Source organism: Bradyrhizobium sp. NDS-1, from assembly GCF_032918005.1.
GTDB lineage: Bacteria > Pseudomonadota > Alphaproteobacteria > Rhizobiales > Xanthobacteraceae > Bradyrhizobium > Bradyrhizobium tunisiense.
In genome coordinates, this window is record NZ_CP136628.1 from 1,470,959 (window position 1) to 1,488,698 (window position 17,740).

General features: G+C 65.2%; 14 protein-coding genes and 1 other RNA gene. 10 read left to right on the forward strand and 5 right to left on the reverse strand.

Features of this window, described 5'->3' with window-relative positions; all coding sequences use genetic code 11:
* Window positions 1-12: 12 nt before the first annotated feature.
* Window positions 13-648: a TetR/AcrR family transcriptional regulator gene (locus RX330_RS07020; RefSeq protein WP_317242521.1), complete on the reverse strand. Its 636-nt coding sequence runs from the start codon at window positions 646-648 to the stop codon at window positions 13-15.
* A gap of 198 nt (window positions 649-846) precedes the next feature.
* Here RX330_RS07020 and RX330_RS07025 point away from each other — a divergent pair, with 198 nt between their 5' ends.
* The 5 genes from RX330_RS07025 (at window position 847) to RX330_RS07045 (ending at window position 8,840) form a co-directional block, all read left to right on the forward strand.
* Window positions 847-2,148 (forward strand): HlyD family secretion protein, encoded by a 1,302-nt coding sequence (locus RX330_RS07025; RefSeq protein WP_317242522.1) that lies wholly within the window; start codon window positions 847-849, stop codon window positions 2,146-2,148.
* Between the two features lie 114 nt (window positions 2,149-2,262).
* Window positions 2,263-3,849 (forward strand): DHA2 family efflux MFS transporter permease subunit, encoded by a 1,587-nt coding sequence (locus tag RX330_RS07030; protein ID WP_317242523.1) that lies wholly within the window; start codon window positions 2,263-2,265, stop codon window positions 3,847-3,849.
* Window positions 3,850-4,242: 393 nt separating this feature from the next.
* Window positions 4,243-6,042, forward strand: coding sequence for an ABC transporter ATP-binding protein (locus tag RX330_RS07035; RefSeq protein WP_317242524.1), 1,800 nt, complete (start codon window positions 4,243-4,245; stop codon window positions 6,040-6,042).
* Between the two features lie 54 nt (window positions 6,043-6,096).
* Window positions 6,097-7,503: an MATE family efflux transporter gene (locus RX330_RS07040; protein WP_212080595.1), complete on the forward strand. Its 1,407-nt coding sequence runs from the start codon at window positions 6,097-6,099 to the stop codon at window positions 7,501-7,503.
* A 65-nt stretch (window positions 7,504-7,568) separates the two neighbouring features.
* Window positions 7,569-8,840: an O-antigen ligase family protein gene (locus RX330_RS07045; RefSeq protein ID WP_212080596.1), complete on the forward strand. Its 1,272-nt coding sequence runs from the start codon at window positions 7,569-7,571 to the stop codon at window positions 8,838-8,840.
* On the opposite strand, the gene RX330_RS07050 is transcribed toward RX330_RS07045, so the two are convergent.
* Both RX330_RS07050 and RX330_RS07055 read right to left on the reverse strand, forming a co-directional pair.
* Entirely contained in the window at window positions 8,837-9,580 is a 744-nt protein-coding gene (locus RX330_RS07050) for a sulfite exporter TauE/SafE family protein (protein ID WP_212080597.1), read from the reverse strand. The genes RX330_RS07045 and RX330_RS07050 overlap by 4 nt on opposite strands.
* A 173-nt stretch (window positions 9,581-9,753) precedes the next feature.
* Window positions 9,754-11,124, reverse strand: a complete 1,371-nt coding sequence (locus RX330_RS07055; protein ID WP_317242525.1) for a PLP-dependent aminotransferase family protein — start codon at window positions 11,122-11,124, stop codon at window positions 9,754-9,756.
* A gap of 49 nt (window positions 11,125-11,173) precedes the next feature.
* On the opposite strand from RX330_RS07055, the gene RX330_RS07060 reads away from it, so the two are divergent.
* Entirely contained in the window at window positions 11,174-11,629 is a 456-nt protein-coding gene (locus tag RX330_RS07060) for a DUF983 domain-containing protein (RefSeq protein WP_375847591.1), read from the forward strand.
* A 73-nt stretch (window positions 11,630-11,702) separates the two neighbouring features.
* Window positions 11,703-12,416 (forward strand): alpha/beta fold hydrolase, encoded by a 714-nt coding sequence (locus tag RX330_RS07065; RefSeq protein ID WP_317242526.1) that lies wholly within the window; start codon window positions 11,703-11,705, stop codon window positions 12,414-12,416.
* A gap of 185 nt (window positions 12,417-12,601) precedes the next feature.
* Here RX330_RS07065 and rnpB read toward each other — a convergent pair.
* Both rnpB and RX330_RS07075 read right to left on the reverse strand, forming a co-directional pair.
* Window positions 12,602-13,080: RNase P RNA component class A (gene rnpB / locus RX330_RS07070), an RNA gene on the reverse strand.
* 218 nt (window positions 13,081-13,298) lie between these two features.
* Window positions 13,299-14,081, reverse strand: a complete 783-nt coding sequence (locus RX330_RS07075; protein WP_212080601.1) for an N-acetylmuramoyl-L-alanine amidase — start codon at window positions 14,079-14,081, stop codon at window positions 13,299-13,301.
* A gap of 525 nt (window positions 14,082-14,606) precedes the next feature.
* On the opposite strand from RX330_RS07075, the gene rsmH reads away from it, so the two are divergent.
* The 3 genes from rsmH to RX330_RS07090 are packed head-to-tail and all read left to right on the forward strand — an operon-like array spanning window position 14,607 to window position 17,731.
* Window positions 14,607-15,596 carry a 16S rRNA (cytosine(1402)-N(4))-methyltransferase RsmH gene (gene rsmH / locus RX330_RS07080; protein WP_317242527.1) on the forward strand — a complete coding sequence of 330 codons (990 nt, stop codon included), beginning with the start codon at window positions 14,607-14,609 and terminating at the stop codon, window positions 15,594-15,596.
* Window positions 15,597-15,599: 3 nt separating this feature from the next.
* A complete protein-coding gene (locus RX330_RS07085) occupies window positions 15,600-15,992 on the forward strand; it encodes a hypothetical protein (protein ID WP_212080603.1) in 393 nt (130 codons plus the stop codon).
* On the forward strand, window positions 15,989-17,731 hold the full coding sequence (locus RX330_RS07090; RefSeq protein ID WP_317242528.1) for a peptidoglycan D,D-transpeptidase FtsI family protein: 1,743 nt from the start codon (window positions 15,989-15,991) through the stop codon (window positions 17,729-17,731). Before RX330_RS07085 ends, RX330_RS07090 begins: the two co-directional genes overlap by 4 nt.
* The last annotated feature ends 9 nt before the right edge of the window (window positions 17,732-17,740 follow it).

The window sequence follows — 17,740 nt, forward strand, 5'->3', positions numbered from 1 at the left end:
GACTGCCTGCCGCTACTTCGCCTTATACGCCGCCAGGAACATCCGCGTCGCGCTGTCGATGACTTCGGTCATGCGCTCTTCCGACGGTGCTGGGGCGGCCTGGAAGACGAAAGGCAGGAAGAGTGAAGCCTTGCACAGTTCCATGAACTGCGACGCCGCAAGATCGCAATCGTCAATCCCGAGATCGCCGCAGGCGACACGCGTCTTGAGATAGTCGGAGAGGAGGTTGATGCTCTTGTGCAGCACCCGCGTATAATAGCGGCGGCCGACATCGGGCATGCGCTCGGCGATCGCCATCACGGTGCGGATCGCCGATCCGCCGCCGGGCCGGCAGAGCAGGTGGATGTAGGCCCGGCCGAACTCCTTCAGCGTGGTCTCGGCATCACGGGCAGGATCGAAATTGAACACGACCTGGCCGTGCTGGAGCGCCTCCTGCTCCAGGATGGCCTCGAACAGCGCGCCTTTGTCGGCGAAGTAGACGTAGAGCGTGCCCTTGGAGACCTGCGCCGCGCGCGCGATCTCGCCCATGCTGGCGCCGTCAAAGCCGAGATCCATGAACACCTTGCGAGCCCCGTCGAGGATCTGGCGGCGTTTGGCGTTGTCCTCCTCCTGGACGACCTGCAGATGTTCGCTGGCAGCTGCAACCATTGGTTTAGGGTCTCGCAAGGTTTTTACGTTGAGTGGTGACCATGAAACTCGGATAAAAGAGTCCCGTCCGTAGGATACCGGCCGGGATCATGATGTGATGTAATATTGACCGAACCGTTCGGTCAATGATATTTGATCATGGGTGGGGAAGGCCGCACGCCTGCCGTCTCCTTGATCGCCTTTTTGGGGGAGGCCTTTATGGCCGTATCGAGAGACCAGGCCGCGCGCGTCCTTCGCCCGGAAGAGGGGAAGGAGCACGCGGGCGGTGACGCTGCGATCGAGAGCTCAGCACCTCTGCGCGCGCATGTGTCCGAGGAAGCCAAGCGCCGCGTCGCCGAGGCGCCGGAGAAGCCCGCGACCGACAAGCCGTCCGCACCTGCGCCCGACGCAGAAGCCGCCGGCGCTCCCAAATCCGGCAAGCGCAAATTCGTCCTGATGGGCGTCGGTCTGGTGCTCGCGCTCGCCGCCGCGAGCTATGCCGGCTATTACACGCTGGTCGGCCGCTTCTACATCTCAACCGATGACGCCTATGTCCGCGCCAACAACACCATGCTGGGCGCGCGCGTTGCGGGCCACATCTCCTCGATCCTCGCCGGCGACAACACGCCGGTGAAAGCCGGCGACATCGTCCTCCGCATCGACGAAGGTGATTACAGGATCGCGGTCGACGCCGCCGCGACCAGAATCGCGACCCAGCAGGCCACCATCGATCGCATCGGCCGCCAGGTTGCCGCGCTCGACAGCCAGGTTGCGCAGGCAAAGGCACAGCTGGTCTCGGCCGAGGCGGGGCTCAAGCGGGCCGATCTCGATTACGAGCGGCAGCAGGCGCTGAGCACCAAGGGCTTTGCCTCGCGTGCCGTGTTCGAGAGCTCGGAAGCCGGACGCGACCAGGGCGCCGCCGCGGTCAAGGCCGCACAGGCCGCCTATGAGGTCGCCGTGAGCAACGTCGACGTGGCGAAGGCGCAGCAGGCCGAAGCGCAGGCCCAGCTCGCCGAGCTCAAGACCACGCTGGCCAAGGCCGAGCGCGACCTGGCCTTCACCGCGGTGCGTGCGCCGGTCAACGGTACGTTCTCCAATCGCCTGGTCAACACCGGCGACTTTGTCGCGGTCGGCCAGCGCCTCGGCAACGTCGTGCCGCTCGACGACGTCTATATTGACGCCAATTTCAAGGAAACCCAGCTCAAGCGTATCCGTCCCGGCCAGCCGGTGACGATCAAGGTCGATGCCTACGGCATGCGCAAGTTCTCCGGTATCGTCGACAGCATCGCCGCGGGCGCGGGTTCGGTGTTCACGCTGCTGCCGCCCGACAATGCCACCGGCAATTTCACCAAGATCGTGCAGCGCGTGCCGGTCCGCATCCGCGTGCCGAAATCGGTGGCGAAGCAGAACCTGCTTCGTGCCGGCATGTCGGTCTACGCCACCGTGGACACCAACAAGGGCGCGGCCGACGCCGACAGCGAGGTCGACCTCGACGATCCCACCCCGGTCCATCCGCAGTAGGATTGGCCAGGGATGAGGCCTTCCACCTTCATGCTCCGAGCGCAGGTGCGCTCCCTCTCCCGCAAGCGGGAGAGGTGCATCGCCCCCGCGGCTTCCTCGAGCCCGGGCTGACACATGGCCAACGCCACCACGGCGTCACCCGGCATGATGGCGGATCCCGCTTCGGAGCGCATCGCGCCGAAGCGGCTGTTCGCGTTCATCATCATGGTGTTCGGGATGTTCATGTCGATCCTGGACATCCAGATCGTCTCGGCCTCCTTGAGCGAAATCCAGGCCGGCCTGTCGGCGAGCTCCAGCGAAGTGGCCTGGGTCCAGACGGCCTATCTGATCGCCGAAGTGATCGCGATCCCGCTGTCGGGATTCCTGTCGCGCGCCTTCGGCACGCGGCTGTTGTTCGCGATCTCGGCGGCCGGCTTCACCGCCTCGAGCCTGCTCTGCGGCTTTGCCACGACCATCGAAGAGATGATCCTCTGGCGCGCGCTGCAAGGTTTTCTCGGCGCCGGCATGATCCCGACGGTCTTCGCCTCGGCCTATACCGTCTTCCCGCGAACGAAATTCCACATCGTCGGCCCCATCATCGGGCTGGTCGCGACCCTGGCGCCCACGATCGGCCCGACCGTCGGCGGCTACATCACTGACCTGATGTCGTGGCACTGGCTGTTCTTCATCAACGTGCTGCCCGGCATCGGCATCACCCTGGGCGTTCTGGCGCTGGTCGATTTCGACGAGCCGCATTTCGAATTGCTCGACCGTTTCGACTGGTGGGGCCTGTTGTTCATGGCCGGCTTCCTCGGCACGCTGGAATATGTGCTGGAGGAGGGTCCGCTGCATGAATGGATGCAGGACACCTCCGTTGCGATCTGCGCGTGGATCTGCGTCATCTCGGCGATCGCGTTCTTCTGGCGCGTCTTCACGGCGGCCGAGCCGATCGTCAATTTGCGCACCTTCTCCGACCGCAATTTTGCCGTCGGCTGCACTTTGCAGTTCTGCATCGGTATCGGGCTCTATGGCCTGACCTACATCTATCCGCGCTATCTCGCCGAAGTGCGCGGCTACAGCGCGCTGATGATCGGCGATACCATGTTCGTCTCCGGCATCACCATGTTCCTGGTCGCGCCGCTGGTCGGCCGGCTCATGGCGAAAGTCGACATGCGCTACATGATCGCATTCGGCCTCGTCGTGTTCGCGCTCGGCTCCTACCAGATGACCTGGATGACGCGGGACTATGATTTCTATGAACTGCTGGTGCCGCAGATCCTGCGTGGCGTCGGCATGATGTTCGCGATGGTCCCAACCAACAACGTCGCACTCGGCACGCTGGCGCCTGACAAGGTGAAGAACGCGAGCGGCGTGTTCAACCTGATGCGCAATCTCGGCGGCGCGCTCGGCCTTGCCGTCATCAACACCGTGCTCAACGACCGCACCGACCTCCACATCAGCCGCCTGCAGGAGCGCGTGACCTGGGGTAACGCGACCGCGACCGAAACCCTGAACATGTTCATGCAGAAGTTCCAGGGGCTTGGCGATTCCACGCTGATGGCCATGAAGCAGCTTTCCCAGCTGGTTCATCGCCAGGCCGTGGTGATGAGCTTTGGCGATGCCTTCTTCATCCTGGCGGTGTTCTATCTCGCTCTCAGCTTCCTGGTGCTGCTGCTGAACAGGCCGCCGTCGCCGTTCGGTGCTGGTGGCGACGCGCACTAGCGCTACGCTCCCGCTGACGTCGCTTGCGCAGGTCGTCGATCGAGGCGGAGGCACCGATTTGCAACACTCGTGCGTGATCTCGCGCGAGCCCCGTTGCAAAGCGCGAGCGACGCATCTATAAAGCGCACCTCATTCAATCGAACCGGGAGGGATTTGCATGATTTCGTCGCATTCGCAGATCGTACGCCCGCGCTCGATGATGTTCTGGCTCGGTATGTACGCGGCCTGTTAGAGGCCTCTTCCGCCAGCTTCGATTGGGCCAAGGTTTCGACCAGGCGTCCCGATCGCCCCGCTTCCCAAGTCAAAGTCAGTTCTGAGTGACGCCGTTTCGGCCATCGCGGCCGGCCCGCGTCCATCGATGGAGCCGGCCCGCGCGAGCGGCCGGATGATGTCATGACCACTCTGTCCAACAAGCCCGCCGCAATTCGCGTGGTGCTGCCCTTCGTATTCCGGCACTGGCTGAAGCAGCCCGGGCGCGGGCTCGTCGTGGCCGGCGGCCTGCTGGGTGCGACCGTCGCCGACCTGTTCATGCCGGTCTTCTCGGGACATCTGGTCGATGCGCTGACGCGCGGCCCGTCCGATTCCGACGCGCGCCACGCGGCGCTCACGGCATTCGGCGCCATCGTGGCGCTCGGCGCCGTCTCGATGGTGCTGCGGCTCATCGGCCTTCAGGCGATCGTGCCGTTCACGCTGAAGATCATGTCCGAGGTCGCGCAGGACACGTTCACGCGCGTGCAGCGCTTCTCCACCGACTGGCACGCGAACTCCTTTGCAGGCTCCACGGTGCGCAAGATCACCCGCGGCATGTGGGCGCTCGACCTGCTCAACGACACCATCCTGATGGCGCTGGCGCCCTCGCTGCTGGTGCTGGTCGGCTCGATGATCCTGATCGGCGTGCACTGGGCCCCGCTTGGCCTCGTGATCGCGATCGGGGCGATCATCTACGTCGCCATCACGGTCGTGTTCTCGACGCGTTACATCGCGCCGGCCGCACGAATCTCCAATGCATGGGACACCAAGGTCGGCGGCACGCTGGCGGACGCGCTGACCTGCAACGCCGTGGTGAAGTCGTTCGGCGCCGAAGGGCGCGAGGACACGCGGCTGGCCCGCGTCATCAATCGCTGGCGCGTGCGCGTGCGGCGGACCTGGTATCGCTACAATTACACGTCCATGTCGCAGCTTGCCTTGCTGCTGTGCCTGCGCGCCGCCGTGATCGGCGGCTCGGTGCTGCTGTGGATGTCCGGGCATGCCTCGCCCGGCGACGTCACCTACGTGCTGACGAGTTACTACGTCATCCACGCCTATTTGCGTGACGTCGGCATGCACATCAACAACCTCCAGCGCTCGGTCAACGACATGGACGAGTTGGTGGCGATCCATGCCGAGCCCATCGGCATTGCCGATGCGGCCCACGCGCGGCCGATCGCGATCGAGGGCGGCGAGATCGTCTTCGACGACGTCACGTTCCACTATGGCGGTCATCGCGCGCCGCTCTACGACGCCCTGTCGGTGACGATCCGGGCCGGCGAACGTGTGGGTCTCGTCGGACGCTCCGGGTCCGGCAAGACCACTTTCGTCAAGCTGGTGCAGCGGCTCTACGACGTCAGCGGCGGCCGCGTGCTGATCGACGGGCAGGACATCGCGCACGCCACGCAGCAATCGTTGCGCAGCCAGATCGCGATCGTGCAGCAGGAGCCGATCCTGTTTCACCGCTCGCTCGCCGAGAACATCGCCTATGGCCGGCCCGGCGCCAGCCCGGAGGCGATCGAGCACGCCGCGCGGCTGGCCAACGCGCACGACTTCATCCTGCGCCTGCCGAAGGGCTACGGCACGCTGGTCGGCGAGCGCGGCGTGAAACTGTCGGGCGGCGAGCGGCAGCGCGTGGCGCTGGCGCGCGCGTTCCTGGCGGACGCGCCGGTGCTGATCCTGGACGAGGCGACCTCGAGCCTCGATTCGGAATCGGAGGCGCTGATCCAGCAGGCGATGGAGCGGTTGATGAAGGGCCGTACCTCGATCGTGATCGCGCACCGGCTGTCGACGGTGCGCAGCCTCGATCGGATCCTGGTGTTCGACCGCGGCGAGATCGTCGAGCAGGGCACCCACGCCGTGCTCGCAGGCAAGCCAGGAGGCCTCTATCGCGGCCTGTTCGAGCGCCAGGTGGTGGAGCTCGAACGTGTCGCGGCGGCGGAATGAGGCGCGGGGACGGCGGGGTGAATGCCCCGCCGCCACTCCGCCCGGGGTGAAGACATGAAAGACCTGACGAACGGCTCCATCGTGAGACACATCCTGGTCATGGCACCTCCGATCATGGTCGGCATGGTCACGATCATGCTTTGCCAACTGGTCGACCTCTATTTCGTATCGGGCCTGGGCGATGCCGCCGTCGCTGGCGTTGCCGCGGCCGGCAATGCCGGCTTTCTCATTAACGCGCTGCTGCAGGTGCTCGGCGTCGGGACGGTGGCGCTGATCGCACATGCCGTGGGGCGCAAGGACCGGCCGGATGCGAACCTGATCTTCAACCAGGCGATAACGCTGTCGGTGCTGTTCGGTCTGCTGACCCTGGTCATGGGCGCAGCTCTGTCGCGTCCTTACATGCGCTCGATTGCCGCCGACCAGGCCACGATCGAAGCGGGGACGACTTACCTGTTGTGGTTCATGCCGGCACTCGCGCTGGAATTCGCCATGCAAGTATTGGCGTCCGCGCTGCGTGCGACCGGCAGCGTGGGTCCCGCGATGCTCGTGCGGGTGCTCGCCGTCGTGATCAACATCGCGCTGGCGCCGGTGCTGATCTCGGGCTGGGGCACCGGTTACGCGCTCGGCGTTGCCGGAGCCGGGCTGGCAAGCTCGATCGCGGTGGCGATCGGCGTCGTGACGCTGCTGGCGTATTTCCGCAAGGTCGAGCGCTACGTCGCCTTCAACTCGGCGCAGTGGCGGCCGCAGGCGCATCATCTGAAGCGGATACTCAATGTCGGCCTGCCGGCCGGCGGCGAGTTTGCGATGATGTTCATCTTCATGGCGGTGGTCTACTACGTGCTGCGTGATTTCGGCGCGTCGGCGCAGGCTGGATTCGGCATCGGACAGCGCGTCCTCGCCCTGATCCAGATGCCGGCGCTTGCGGTCGCGCTCGCGGCCGGGCCGATCGCCGGCCAGAATGTCGGTGCGGCAAACGACGCGCGCGTGCGCGAAACCTTCGTGCAGGCAGCGCTGATCACGACCGTCGTGATGATCGGCTTCATGTGCCTGGCGCAATTCAAGCCCGAACTCTTGCTCGCCGGATTCTCCAACGACCGGGAAACGATGGAGGTTGCTTTCTTGTTCTTGCGGATCATCTCGCTCAACATGGTCGCGCAGGGTCTTATCTTCACCTGCTCGAGCATGTTCCAGGGGCTCGGCAATACCAGGCCGGTGCTCTTGAGCTCGGCGACGCGCGTGTTCACCTACTCGCTGCCGGTGATCTGGCTCTCGACGCGGCCGGGCTTTCGCATGGAGCACGTCTGGTATCTGTCGATCGCGGCGACCACGTTCCAGGCGGGCTTGAGCCTGTGGCTGCTGCGCCGCGAGTTGGGCAAGCGCCTGCCGCCAATTCGGCAGGCGGACGCTCCGGCACTGGCGGGGCCTGATTCCGCGACGCCTCCCGCGCGTGCGCCGGCGTAGCGGCGCTTGGCACCAGCCCGCGGCTCCGGCTAATTTGCCGCGCCGTGGGCTGGCCAAGGGGCGCGATGACCGAGGTGTCGAACGAACAGCAGGCAGCGTCATGGCTCTCGGCGATCTGGGCGGCGCGCTATCGCACGCCGGCCCGCTTCGTCGCGCTGATCGCGCTGCTGCTGCCGTGGACGACGACCGGACTGATCTTTGCGCTCATACCCTGGCTGATCGCATTCGCGTTCGTCGATCTCCGCGAGTTTCCGCGGTCGCTGCTTCGTCCGATCTGCCTGCTGCCGATCGCGCTGGTCGCGCTCGCCGCCGTCGGAACGCTCTGGTCGGACGCGCCATGGCCGGAGCGAGTCCACGCGATCGGCCCGGCAACGAAGCTGCTGGTGATTCCGCTCCTGATCTACCAGTTCGAGCGCTGGCCCTGCGGCCATTGGGTGTTTTCCGCCTTCCTGCTGTCCTGCACGGCCTTGATGCTCTATTCCTTCGCCGTTGCCATCGACCCGGCACTCTCGCTGAAGCTCTACCTGTCGCGGGGGCCCTACAAGGTCGAAAGCGGGATCGCGGTGCGCAACTATATCGACCAGAGCCAGGAGTTCGCGCTCTGTGCGCTCGCGCTGGTCTATCCGATCGTGGGGCTGCTGCGACAACGCCGCCTCGGCATCGCGGTGCTGCTTGCGGCGCTCGCGTTCGGATTCCTCGCCAACATGATCTTCGTCGTGGTCTCGCGCACGGCGCTCCTGACTTTGCCGATCCTGATCCTGATGTTCGCGCTTTTGTACCTGCATCGGCGTACGGCGCTGCTCGTCGCGGGCGTCGTGGCGCTATTGGCGCTGCTGCTCTGGATCGTCTCGCCGAATCTGCGCATGACGGTGGCCAAGTTCAGCGGGGACTATGAGATGAGCGTGCAGGATGGTCGGGTCAGTGGAATGGGCTCACGTCTCGAGTACTGGCGAAAATCCCTGGGCTTCGTCGCCGATGCGCCGTTCGTCGGACATGGCACCGGCTCGGTCCGCGGCCTGTTCGCACGCGTGGCTGCCGATGCGCAGACCGATCCACTGCGCGGGGAGGTCGTCAGCAACCCGCACAATCAGACCCTCAGCGTCGCCGTGCAGTGGGGCGTCGTTGGCGTCTTGATCCTCTATGCGCTCTGGTTTGCGCACCTGTCGCTGTTTCGCGGCGAGGGATTGGCCGCTTGGATCGGCCTGCTGGTCGTGGTCCAGAGCATGCTGACCTCGTTGTTCAACACGCATCTGTTCGACTTCGCGCCGGGCTGGATCTATGTGCTCGGTGTCGGTGTCGCCGGAGGCATGGCGCTCGCCAGAAAGGCACAAGGCTAACGCGCGCCAAAGCTGTTCCAGACGAGACCGAGGCCCGACAGGAACAAGAGGCCGAGCACGACATCGCCAAAATGCTTGTCGCTCAGCGCGTGATAGACGCGCGCGCCGGCCCATGCGCCGATCAAAGTGCCCGGAAACGCGATCAGCGCGAGCCAGACAACTTTCAGTTCGACCAGGCCTGAGGCGGTCTGCAACACCAGTGCGGTGGCGAGCACCGTGAAATTGAAGAGCTGGAAGATGCCGCGCCGTTCGTGCTTGTTCCAGCCGCGGATGTTGGCCCACAGGATCGGCAGCGGGCCTGACAGTCCCGCAAGCCCGCCCAGGATGCCGCCGGCGAAGCCGATTGCGCCGTCGGCGATGCGGCCGCCGAACTTGATGGCGAGCGGCTTCTTGTTCAGGTACAGCGCGCTCGAAAAGATCAGAAGCAGTACGCCGACGCTCAGCTTGAACACTTTGGGATCGGCGGAGGCGACCATCGTGGTGCCCAGCGGTACTCCGATCAGCCCTCCGATCAGGAACGGCCACACCAGCGAGAGATCGAAACTCTTCCACATCGAGGGCAGCGTCGAACTCTGCGCGATCACGGAGCAGATCAGCACCAGGGGCACGGCGAGCGAAGGCGGCAGCACGTAGAGCCAGATGCCGAGCGCCATCAGCGCCGTGCCAAATCCGGCCAGCCCCGAGACGAAGCCCCCGGCCAGCGCGCCGAACAGCAGCAGGACGTAGGTGAGTGTTTCCAACAGATTGTCCTTTTCGCCGGAGCGATTCCGATGAGTTGACGGCCGTCGCTCGCATAGCATGCTTGCTGCCGTGCGGGTCAATCCACGCTGCGCTGATGATGCCCATGCATCGAGGGCCTATCCGTTGCCGCGGCACCGGTCGTGCGCGCCGGCCATCGCCGTCAGTCGATGATCTAGACGATCTGCCTGGTGTCGGCGGGCTTGTGCAGTGCGCCGACCAGGATGCGCAGCGCTTCCGTCAATTCCGATCTGTTCCGAGCCGCTCCCAGCGAGACGCGCGCCGCGTGCGGCGGTGTCCCATCGACCGTGAAGGCATCGCCGGCGACGACCGCAAGTCCATTCCGCAGCAGATGTGCGGCGACATCGGGCCGGCCCTCGGGCAGCCGCAGCCACAGGTGATGCGCCGCGGGCTTGGCCAGGAACTGGAAGCCCTTCAGCGCGCGTTGCGCGAGTTGTTGACGTCCGAACGCCTCGTTGCGGATGGCGGTGATGATGCGATCGGCGATGCCGCTTTCGATCCAATGCGTCACCAGCGCGACCATCAGTGGCGCCGGCATCTGCACGGTCGCCTGCAAGTATGTGCGCAGCTCCCGCTGCGCGCCGCTGTCGGGCGTCACCAGATAGGCAACACGCAGTGCCGGTGCGATGCATTTCGACAGCGTGGTCGCAAGATAAGTCCGCTCCGGAATGAGGCTCGCGATCGGCGATGCCGAGCGGTCGAGCAGGCCATAGGCGTCGTCCTCGATCAGGATCGTGTCGGTATCGCGGATGATCCTTGCGATGGCGCCGCGCCGCTCCGGGGAAAGCGTCGCAGTGGTCGGATTGTGCAGCGTCGGAATGAGATAGACGGCCCTTGGCCGGTGCACGCGGCAGGCCTTTGCCAGCGCGTCGGGCAGGATGCCGCCATCATCCATGGCGACGCCCACGAGCCTGACGCCGAGCCGCAATGCTGCGGCCTTGATGCCGGGAAATGTCAGCGCCTCCGTCAGCACGATATCACCAGGCCTCGCAAGGTGTGCGAGCAGGTTGAAAAGGATCGTCTGCGTGCCCGGAAAGATCACGAGCTTGTCGGCCTGTGCGTGCGGCACCCGTGCACGCATCCAGCGCGCCGCGACTTCGCGCTCATGCGCGCTGCCGCCGGGCGGCAGATAGTTGAGATACGCCGTCAGGCCCGATTGCGCGCGGATGGCCTCCATTCCGGCCATGATGCGCTCGTCGAGCTGCGCCTCCAGCGGGTGCGGCGGCACGTTCATCGAAAGGTCGATCGCGACGGGGTGCGGCAGGTCGACCGCGCGGCGCGCGCTGGTCTCCGACACAAATGAGCCCTGTCCGACGCGGGCTTCCATGATGCCGCGGCGCCTTGCCTCGGTGTAGGCGCGTGTCACCGTGGTGAGGTCGACATTGAGTGCCTTGGCCAGCGCGCGCTGCGTCGGCAGTTGCTGGCCGCGCACCAGCCTCCCCGCGGCAATGTCGGCCTCCATGGCCTCGACGATGCGCTGGTAGCGCGGGCCCGAGAGCTCGGAGATTGTAGGAGTCCAATCCATGCAATTTAGGCCCATATCCTTTGAATGTATGGATACAAGATAATATTGTATGGATCGTTGGAAAGGAAGAGGTGTGGTCATGGCGGTCTCTCTGGCAAAGGCGATGTGGCGCGGCTTCAGCGGCAAATGTCCAAATTGCGGGGAAGGGCACATGTTCGGCCGCTTCCTGAAAGTGACGGACGCTTGCGATCATTGCGGCGAGGAGCTGTTTCACCAGCGCGCCGACGACTTTCCGGCCTATCTCGTCATGGTCGTGGTCGGCCACCTCGTGGTGCCGGCGATCCTCGCGGTCGAGACCGCCTACGCGCCGCCGGAGTGGCTGCAACTCGCGGTGTGGCTGCCAGTCACCCTGTTCGCTTCGCTCGCATTGTTGCAGCCGACCAAGGGCGCCATCGTCGGGCTGCAATGGCAGCTCGGCATGCACGGATTCGAGGCGAGCAAGCTGCGGCGCGAGGCGGATGAGCTTGCGCCGGTGCTGGTGAAGGCGGACACGCGCGCCGCTTGAGCAGAAGCAGCGTTTACATCGCGCGTCCGGCCGCTACACTCCATCGGATCAAGCAAGAACGATGGAAACGCCAATGGCCACGGGCGCGAAGACCTTCCTGCTCTGTCATGGCGCCTGGTCCGCCGGCTGGGCCTGGAAGAAGATGCATCCGCTGATGGCCGAGGCCGGTCACCGCCTGGTGGCGCCGACCTACACCGGCCTCGGGGATCGTGCGCACCTGGCCAGTCCCTCGATCGACCTCGAGACGCATATCCAGGACATCCTCAACGTCATCAGATTCGAAGATCTGAGCGACATCGTGCTGCTCGGCCACAGCTATGGCGGCATGGTCGCGACCGGCGTCGCCGATCGCGCCCGCGAGCGCGTGACGCAGTTGATCTATCTGGATGCCTTCGTACCGCGTAACGGCCAGTCGCTGTTCGATCTCCACGAGGGTGGACGCGAGCCGATGCGCAAGGCCGCAAGCTCCGGCGACGGCTATCGCGTTCCGCCGAACCCGCCGCCGCCGGATACGCCGCAAGCTGATCTCGACTGGCTCAATGCGCGCCGGGTCGACATGCCGATCAAATGCTTCGAGACGAGATTGAGGCTCGCGCATGGCGAGCCATCGATGCCGCGCAGCTACATCTATTGCACCCGCATTCCACCGGGCGACGTGTTCGGGCAATTCGCGGCACGGGCGAAGAGCGAGGAGGGTTGGCGCTATTTCGAGCTCGACGCCAGCCATGCACCGAATGTCACCGCACCGGCGGCGCTGATGGCGACGTTGGAGAAGATCGTCGCGTAAAATCCTCGCTGTCATTCCGGGGCGTGCGCAGCACGAGCCCGGAATCCATTCATCCACCAACTGTGCCGCGCGATGGATTCCGGGCTCTCGCTTCGCGAGCCCCGGAATGACGACCGGTTGAATGACTGCGCTGGGCTCAAATGGTGAGGGGTCCGATGCGCTGAGCATCGAACCCCTCGTTGCAAGATATCAGCCGGCCTGTAAGCCGGGTTCTGTAGGGCACCGTCCGCTTGCGCGCACGATACGTGACGGCCATTCCTCTGGGACCATGTTTGCACGTGGCCTCGAGCAACCTACCCGGACGGCGGGCCTGACATCGCCCCGCGGCGTTATCGCTTGCGCGATCGGCCCGCATTTGCCGTCCCTATTCGGTTTTGCTCCCGGTGGGGTTTGCCATGCCGGCTCCGTTGCCGGAGCCGCGGTGCGCTCTTACCGCACCTTTTCACCCTTACCTGCCTACGCAGCTTGCGCTGCTACGGCACGGCAGGCCCGAGGGCTTGTCGCGCCGAAGCCCAAAGGGCGAAGGCGGGCGGTTCGTTCTCTGTGGCACTTTCCCTGGGGTCACCCCCGCCGGACGTTATCCGGCACCGCATGTCAAGGGAGCCCGGACTTTCCTCCCCGGCGGCCTTTCGGCGCTTGCCGGAGCGGCCGTCCGGCCGACTGACCGACAACGCATGGGGCATTTGTGACGGTTCCGTCAAGCCGGATCGCCTTTCGTGAGGCGCGGCGGATCTGCGTCTACGACAAGTGCCGGCGAAGCCGTCATTCCGAGGCACGCGACGCGAGGACTTGGAAATCCCACACGACCTCGAGATTCCGGGTTCGCGACTGCGTCGCCCCCGGAAAGAGCTCCTCGCATTGACGAGTACGTGGTTAGCGCCGTCACTTCGATGCGACGGTCGTTCCCTCCGCCGGCAGGCTCGCCAGCAGCGCCTGCAAGGTCGCCAGCGTCGAATGGTCCGCGACACCATCCAGCCGCGCCGGGCGGAAATGGCGCTGGAAGGCCGTGACGACTTCCATGGTCGCGGCGTCGTATTTGCCGGTCAGCGGCACACCGTAGCCGTATCTGGCGAGCGCCTGCTGCATGCTCAGCACTTCGTCGCTGATGGTGCCGAGCATCAAAGTCTCGCCTCGCACGATCGGGGCGGGCGTTACCCAATGGCCGACGCCGGAATTGGCCAGCGAGTGCCACGGAAACTTTTCGCCGGGGTCTTTCTTGCGCGCGGGTGAGACGTCGGAATGGCCGAGCACCCGGTGGGCCGACACCTTGCGGCGGAGCATGATGCCGCGGCACAGCGCGATCACGGCGGCGATCTGGCGAAGCGGAAACTCGGGATAGCCCCAGTCGTGGCCGCGATTGACGATCTCGATGCCGATCGAGCAGGAATTGATGTCGTCCTCGCCGGCCCAGGACGAGACGCCGGCGTGCCAGGCGCGCCTGGTCTCCTGCACGCATTGCACGATGCGGCCGTCCTCCAGCACGACGTAATGCGCCGAGACGTCGGTGCCGGCCGTGCAGAGCCGGGCCAGCGCACCCTCGACATCGGGCATGCCGGTGTAGTGCAGCACGATCATGTCGGGCTGCCGGCCCTTGTTGCGCTCGCCATGGTTCGGCGACGGGATGATGTCGGAGACGATCGAGGAGTCAGGCTCGAACGTCCGCATGTTCGCCGCGGCCTTGGGAACCGGGAGAACGCGTTGGCGCTTCGAATCAGATCCAGACGGTGTGGACGAACCGGACGGCGGCATAGACAAACCAGGTCGCGAGAGAATGGGCCAAGCCCTTCTCTTTACTATTCCTTTACCGCCCACCGCGCGCAATCGCGCGGCGCAGTTAACGGCTGCATTTTGGCGCATGTGTGTGGATGAAGCATCACCGCCGCTGCACCTTTTCGTCTTGTAACGAGCCGATCAACGCTTTCTTAACGCTAAGGGCCGTTACTGAGGGATGAAGAGCCGACCCGTGCCCGGAGGCGGCCAAAGCGCATTTTGGCTCGAAATCCCATGGCTGCCCGACAAATTGCACTGGCAACACTGGGGTTGCAGCCCGGGACGACCGGGTTCGGTAACCATGCTGGACTGGGGCTTTGTCGTGGAACCGCCGCGACGCGGAATGATTCGAGGCGCTATGGGCTTGTTCGTCCCCGATCTCGCTTGGACGTCAGGCTGGACTTTCGGCCGGCGTGGCGCATGAGCTCGGTTCCGCACATTCCCGTTCTTGGCCGTGAGGCTATCGCCCATCTCGCCCCGCGCGAAGGCGGCATCTATGTCGACGCCACTTTTGGCGCCGGCGGCTACAGCCGTGCGATCCTGGAGGTGCCGGGAACCCGGCTCATCGCCATTGACCGCGACCACACTGCGATCACGGGCGGCGCTGAACTGGTCGAACGATCGGCAGGCCGGCTCATGCTGGTCGAGGACCGCTTCTCCAACCTCGCCGAGGTCTGCGCGGCGCAGGGCACCGATGGCGTCGACGGCGTCGTGATGGATGTCGGCGTGTCCTCGATGCAGCTCGACCAGGCAGCCCGCGGCTTCTCTTTCCGCCTCGACGGTCCGCTCGACATGCGGATGGGGCAGGCCGGGCCGACTGCGGCCGACGTGGTGGCCCGTGCCTCGGAAGGCGATCTCGCCGACATCATCTATCTGTTCGGTGAAGAGCGGCATTCGCGCCGCGTCGCCCGCGCCATCGTCGCGGACCGCCAGGAGACCCCGTTCACGACAACGCGTGCGCTCGCCGATCTCATCGGCAGGGTCATACGCTCGAAGCCCGGAGATATTCATCCGGCGACGCGGACGTTTCAGGCGCTGCGCATCTTCGTCAACGAAGAGCTCGAAGAACTCCAGACCGCGCTTGCTGCAGCCGAGCGCGTGCTCAAGCCGGGAGGCCGCCTCGTCGTTGTCTCGTTCCATTCGCTGGAAGACCGCATCGTCAAGAACTTCCTCTCCGAGCGTTCGAAGACCGGAGGCGGTTCGCGGCATCTGCCGGAGGTGGCGCAAGTTCCGCCGAGCTTCCAGCTGCTGACCCGGCGGCCCGTCGTCGCCGGTGAGGACGAAGTCGCGCATAACCCGCGCGCGCGCTCCGCAAAATTGCGCGCAGCCGAGCGCACCTCCGCGCCGGCGCATGACGATCGCGAGACATCGTCCTGGCCCAGGCTCTCCGACGTGATGAGGGGCGGCTAGAGCATGCGCATCATCCACCTCCTCGTCATAGGCGCGCTGATCTTCGCCGCGGCCTATGTTTACCGGATCAAGATGGACTCCACGGCGCGCGTCGAGAAGGTGCTGCGGCTGCATGCGGAGATCCGCGAGCAGCGCGACGCGATCGCGTCGCTGCGTTCCGAATGGGCCAAGCTCGATGCGCCACACCGGCTGCAGGGCCTGTCCGACCGGCATCTGCAGCTCAAGCCGGTCAACGGCACGCAGTATGATTCGCTGAAGAATCTGCCGGAGCGTCCGCCGCGGATGTTCAGGCCGGGCGAGCCCGATCCGATCGGAGCCATGCTCAACACCATCGAAGCCGCGAGCGATCCCGACAATGTGACGGGCTCCGTGCCTCAGCCCGAGGACAAGCAATGAGCGCTGCGCCCCCGGTCATTGCCACAGAACCCTGGCGCCAGCGGCTGATCCGCAGCCTGCTCTACGGGCGGAATGTCGATCGCGCCGCGAAGGCGCGTGCACGCGTCGGCCTCGCGATGCTCGCCTTCGCTTCGGTCTATGCCGTGATCGGAGGCCGGCTCGTGATGTTTGCGATCGGCGCCGATGCCCACGGCGCGCGCCGCGCCGCGGCGCAGGAGGTGGTCGCGACCGCGCGACCCGATATCGTCGACCGCAACGGCGCGATCCTTGCGACCGACGTCAAGGCGTCGAGCCTGTTCGGCGAGCCGCGCCGCATCATCGACAAGGACGAGGCGATCGAGCTCCTGACAGCGACCATTCCCGACCTCGACGAGGCCGAGGTGCGCGAGCGCCTGAAGACGCGCAAGGGCTTCGTCTGGCTCAAGCGCGAGGTCACGCCGGCGCAGCAGCAGGCCGTCCACAAGCTCGGTATTCCCGGCATCGGCTTCCTGCGCGAGAACAAGCGCGTCTATCCGACCGGCAACGAGGTCGCCCACCTCATCGGTCTCGTCAACATCGACAACCAGGGCATTGCCGGTCTGGAGAAGTGGCTCGACAACCAGGGCCTCGCCGATCTCCATCGCGCCGGCTTTGCGACCGACCGGCTGCAAAAGCCGATCGAGCTCGCGGTCGATCTGCGCGTCGAGCACGCGCTGCGGGACGAACTGTTGAAGGCGAAGGACAAATTCCACGCCAAGGCTGCCTCCGGTCTCGTCTCCAACGTCAAGACCGGCGAGATCGTGGCGATGGTCTCGCTGCCCGACTTCGATCCCAACAATCCGAAGGAAGCGCACGACCCGGATCGCATCAACCGCTTGACCACCGGTGTCTACGAGATGGGCTCGACGTTCAAGGCGTTTACGCTGGCGATGGGGCTCGATTCCGGCAAGATCAATCTGAACTCGATGTGGGATGCACGCGGGAACCTGCACTATGGCAAGTTCACCATCCACGACAGCCATCCGCTCGGGCGCTTCATCAACACCAAGGAAGTGTTCACCTACTCGTCCAACATCGGCGCGGCACGGATCGCGCTCAACCAGGGGGTCGAGGCGCACAAGGCGTTTCTCTCCAAGATGGGCCAGATGACGCGCCTGCGCACGGAATTGCCGGAGAGCGCGGCGCCGCTGCTGCCGCGGCGCTGGAGCGAGCTGAACACGGTCACCGCCGCGTTCGGCCAAGGTCTTTCGGTGGCACCACTGCAGGCGGTGATGGGAATCAACGCGCTGGTGAACGGCGGCTATCTGATTCCGCCGACCTTCATGAAGCGCAGCGAAGCGGAAGCTGCGGAGCTGGCCAAGCGCGTCATCAAGCCGGAGACCAGCGACAAGATGCGGTTCCTGATGCGGCTCAATGCCGAAGTTGGTTCGGCGAGAAAAGCAGATGTCAAAGGATATTACGTCGGCGGCAAGACCGGCACGTCCGAGAAGGTCGTCAACGGGCGCTACGCCAAGAAGCGCGTGCTCAACTCCTTCACCGCCATCCTGCCCTGCGACGATCCCAAATATCACGTCCTGATCATGCTGGATGAGCCGCAGGCGCTGCCCGAAACGCATGGTTTCATCACCTCGGGCTGGAACACGGTGCCGACCGGCGGCAAGGTGATCGAGCGGATCGCGCCGTTGCTGGGCATCGAACCGCGGTTCGACCTGCCGCCTGCGGAACGCCTTATTCTTGCAGCATCCAGGACAACCCAGTAATCAACGGGG

Bases quoted from the DNA above. Each gene is read 5' to 3' on its own strand.
- rsmH (WP_317242527.1), top strand. From the start codon at position 14,607: ATGAGCTCGGTTCCGCACATTCCCGTTCTTGGCCGTGAGGCTATCGCC.
- RX330_RS07060 (WP_375847591.1), top strand. From the start codon at position 11,174: ATGGATCGTTGGAAAGGAAGAGGTGTGGTCATGGCGGTCTCTCTGGCA.
- RX330_RS07040 (WP_212080595.1), top strand. From the start codon at position 6,097: ATGAAAGACCTGACGAACGGCTCCATCGTGAGACACATCCTGGTCATG.
- RX330_RS07085 (WP_212080603.1), top strand. From the start codon at position 15,600: ATGCGCATCATCCACCTCCTCGTCATAGGCGCGCTGATCTTCGCCGCG.
- RX330_RS07045 (WP_212080596.1), top strand. From the start codon at position 7,569: ATGACCGAGGTGTCGAACGAACAGCAGGCAGCGTCATGGCTCTCGGCG.
- RX330_RS07075 (WP_212080601.1), bottom strand. From the start codon at position 14,081: ATGCGGACGTTCGAGCCTGACTCCTCGATCGTCTCCGACATCATCCCG.
- RX330_RS07035 (WP_317242524.1), top strand. From the start codon at position 4,243: ATGACCACTCTGTCCAACAAGCCCGCCGCAATTCGCGTGGTGCTGCCC.
- RX330_RS07065 (WP_317242526.1), top strand. From the start codon at position 11,703: ATGGCCACGGGCGCGAAGACCTTCCTGCTCTGTCATGGCGCCTGGTCC.
- RX330_RS07055 (WP_317242525.1), bottom strand. From the start codon at position 11,124: ATGGATTGGACTCCTACAATCTCCGAGCTCTCGGGCCCGCGCTACCAG.
- RX330_RS07030 (WP_317242523.1), top strand. From the start codon at position 2,263: ATGGCCAACGCCACCACGGCGTCACCCGGCATGATGGCGGATCCCGCT.
- RX330_RS07020 (WP_317242521.1), bottom strand. From the start codon at position 648: ATGGTTGCAGCTGCCAGCGAACATCTGCAGGTCGTCCAGGAGGAGGAC.
- RX330_RS07090 (WP_317242528.1), top strand. From the start codon at position 15,989: ATGAGCGCTGCGCCCCCGGTCATTGCCACAGAACCCTGGCGCCAGCGG.
- RX330_RS07025 (WP_317242522.1), top strand. From the start codon at position 847: ATGGCCGTATCGAGAGACCAGGCCGCGCGCGTCCTTCGCCCGGAAGAG.